This is a genomic window from Mesorhizobium sp. M7A.F.Ca.CA.004.04.2.1, assembly GCF_004022825.1.
Lineage (GTDB): Bacteria > Pseudomonadota > Alphaproteobacteria > Rhizobiales > Rhizobiaceae > Mesorhizobium.
This window is the reverse complement of the sequence record NZ_RZPH01000669.1, coordinates 1-3,390: the sequence shown is the minus strand read 5'-3', so window position 1 is coordinate 3,390 and position 3,390 is coordinate 1. Positions and strand designations below refer to the sequence as shown.

General features: G+C 68.0%; 2 protein-coding genes. Both read right to left on the bottom strand.

The window, feature by feature from the left end:
- Positions 1-984 (bottom strand): UvrD-helicase domain-containing protein (locus tag EN893_RS24930; RefSeq protein WP_164901080.1); only part of this gene is annotated, 984 nt, incomplete at its 3' end.
- A partial coding sequence (addB, locus tag EN893_RS24925; protein ID WP_128361841.1) for a double-strand break repair protein AddB occupies positions 981-3,390 on the bottom strand: 2,410 nt, incomplete at its 5' end. The genes EN893_RS24930 and addB, both read right to left, overlap by 4 nt.

The window sequence follows — 3,390 nt, the reverse complement described above, 5'->3', positions numbered from 1 at the left end:
GAGATAGCGCTCCGCCAGATCCGGCAGCCGGTCGACCAGGGCCTTCCTGAAGGCCTTTGCCGGGTCGTAGGCGTCGCCATCGGTCTTGAGGAAGGCTCGCGCCAGCAGTTGCAGGCGCCGAATGGGATCGCCCTCGGCGAAAGCCTGCCGCGCATAGGGCAGGATGTTGTTCAGCACCGATCTGGCGTCGGTGGCCTCGGCTGCGTGGGCGAAGCCGGCAAAATAGTCGGGCAGGAAACCCGGCAACGGCCATACCGAAGCGGCTATGCCCTCGGCCGTCTGGCCTGGATGGAAATGGAATTCCTCGAACAGGGCCTGGAAGCGCGTGCCATCACGCCCGACGGCGTCGATGAAATTGCGCAAGCCGTCGCGCTTGCGCACGATCTCACCCAGCAAGGCGTCGAGCCCGGCTTCGCCGCCCCGATCGAGAATGGCGGCAAAAGCCTCGGCCAGATCCCTGTCGCCGGCGGATGTGCCGGAGATCATCTCGCGGCGCGCCGCGGCGAACAGCGATGCCTCCATCTGGCCGTCGAGCATCTCGAAATGGGCCGGGATGTTGGCTTCCAGCGGGAACTGGTGCAGCACCGATTCGCAGAAGGCATGGATGGTCTGGATCTTCAACCCGCCGGGCGTTTCCAGTGCCTCGGCGAACAGGCGCCGCGCCCGGCGCATGGTCTCGAGATCCGGCCGGCGGCCTTCCAGAGCCTCGACCTTTGCCGCAAGGTCGGCGTCACCGAGCGTGGTCCATTCCGACAGTGTCGAGAAGACCCGGTTGGACATGTTGGCGGCAGCGGCGCGCGTATAGGTCAGGCACAGGATCTTCGAGGGATCGGTGCCGCGCAGCAGCAACCGGATGACGCGCTGGGCCAGCACATGGGTCTTGCCGGATCCGGCATTCGCCGACACCCAGGCGGAATTGCCGGGATCGGCGGCGCGGGCTTGGCTGGTCGCGGTGTCGCTGGGGATCGGATAGGCCTTTTTCATGCCTCCCCTGCCTCGTCGCCGGCATCGCCGCCTGCCGACCATTCGAGCACGCGGGCAAGATGGTCGTAGTCGCCATCGGTCTCGCCTTCGCGGAACGGCAGCGCGCGCGACAGATAACCCGTCGCAGGATCGGCATAGTGGATCAACAGCTTTTCCAGCCGCGCCCAGGCCTCTTCGGCAAGATCGGTCGCGGTCCGCGGCTGGCGATTGTGTTCGAGGATGGATTCCTCGAACACCTCGCCATTCGGCTTCAGCCTGATGAAGGCCAGTTGAGAGGGCTCGCGTACGCCCAGATCCTTGAAGGCGCCGCGCCTGAGCAGCGCGCCCTCCAACGCCAGTTGCGGCGCAAGCAGTGTGTGCGCCTGCGCCTTGGACGGCGAGGAACCGGTCTTGTAATCCAGTATGTCGGCCATGCCGCCGGCCAAAAGGTCAACGCGGTCGGCGTAGCCGGACAGCGTCACGCCGGATTGGCCGACAACGGTCTTGCCGGCGCGCTCCTCGGCATGGCGCTTTGTCACCGCATCGGCGCGCGTGCGCTCCCACCCGATGATGTTGGCGGCGAGTTTCTCGAAGCGCGGCCACCACACCGCCTCGACATCGGCCGGAAGTGCGGCCTCGGCAAAACAGGCGCGGCCGGCGGCGATAAGGCCGGCGAGCGCCTCGGGGGTGCGCGGATCGGCGACACTGCCTGAGAACAGATGCAGGATGGCGTGAAACAGCGTGCCGCGCTCGGCCGCACCGGGGTCGCGGATGACCTGATCGAGCGGCATCAGTCCAAGGATCCGTCTCGCATAGACAGCGTAGGGATCCCGGCGCAGGGTCTCGATCTCGGTGACCGAGAAATGCGTCGGGCGCACCGACAGGGGCGGCTTCGGCTGCGGCCGTGGCGCGAAATCCCGCCTTGGGCCTGTATCCAGCGCGCGCGCCCAGGCGAGCAGTTCGTCGCCACGCCGGCGCAGCTCCGCTGCCTGATTGTTGCCGATAAAGGTCAGCAGCCGCTGAAGCCAGCGCGACGGCACGGCGGGTGCGTCGCCGGCGCGCGCCGAGCGGGACAGCACCACTTTCCCAGCGCCCATGGCCATCTGGAAATCATGCGCGGCAAGGCCGATGCGCCGCTCGGGCGGTTCGAGGTCGATACCGGTCTTCATCAGCCGCGACATGAAGCGGTCGCTCTCGGGCTTGCGCGGCCATACGCCCTCATTGAGCCCGCCGATGACCAGCGTATCGACGGTCAGCAATCGGGCTTCCAGCGCACCCCAGATGGCGATGTTCCGGTCGGTGCCCTGTGCCGGCTTGACCGATTCAGGCGCGATCAGCGCCGCCATGATATCGGGCCACTCGGTCGCCGCGAAGGACAGTGAAGCCGAAGCCGCGACCAGCCCGCGCAGCAGTTCGGCAAGCTTTTCGCCGGCGTCACCGGCATAGAGTTCGCCAAGACCACCGTCGGCGGTGCGGCCGAGATTTTCGAGTGTGGCGACGCTGGCCCTGACAAGCGCGGCAAGGTCGGCATCGTCCCGGCCGCGGAAGGCTGCGAGCGGCGCCAGAGCCTGCTTGAGACGTTCAAGCAAATTCCGGGTAGTTTCGATGGAGCGCACGGTCAGCCGGGAAAACCAGAAGGGCGGCCGGCTGCCGCCGCCCAGACCGGTGAGGCGGGCCTCGAACAGTTCCGGCAGCGAAACGATGTCTGGGCGGCCGGTGCCGCCGCGCAGCGCCACCAGCTCGACCAGTTCCGCCGCGTGGCGCACATCGGCCCGTTCGAGGCCGAGGCCAAGCAGCGGATGCTTGAGCAGCGACAACAGGCCGACCGGATCGCCTGGCCTGAACAATGCCTCGAGCGCCAGCCTGAGCAGGCTGGCCGCCGGGGTGTTGGCGAGCGGCGTGCCACCGGAATCGTCGGCGGCGACGCCGAAGCGCTGGAGCTCGATCGAGACGCGCCGTGCCAATGCGCGATCGCCGGTGACGAGAGCCGCCCTTTGGCCGGGCTGTTCGACCGCGCGCTTGAGCGCGACGGCGATGGCGACAGCTTCATCACGTTCGCTGGCAGCTTCGAGCAAGGTCACCTCGGCGAAGGCGCCGGCAATGTGGGACGCCGGGAAACCGGCACGTGTCTCGGCCCAGAGTTCGGTGGTTTCGGCCGGCCGCAGCGCTTCGCCGACAAGGGCGGCGCGAAGCGCAAGTCGCGGTTCGGCCACGCCAATCTCCTCGACGTCGCTGCGCAATACGCCGATCTTGCCGATCAGCCTGGCCAAGCCATATTGCGGGTGGCCGAGCACGGCTGGACGCGCGCCGGGCGCGGCGATTGCCTGGAACGACGCTTCGTCCAGCGTACGGTCGAGGCCGGGCAGCACGATGGCGCCGCCGGGCAGGCGCGCGATGGCGGCAAGCAGTTCGGCCGTGGCGGGCATC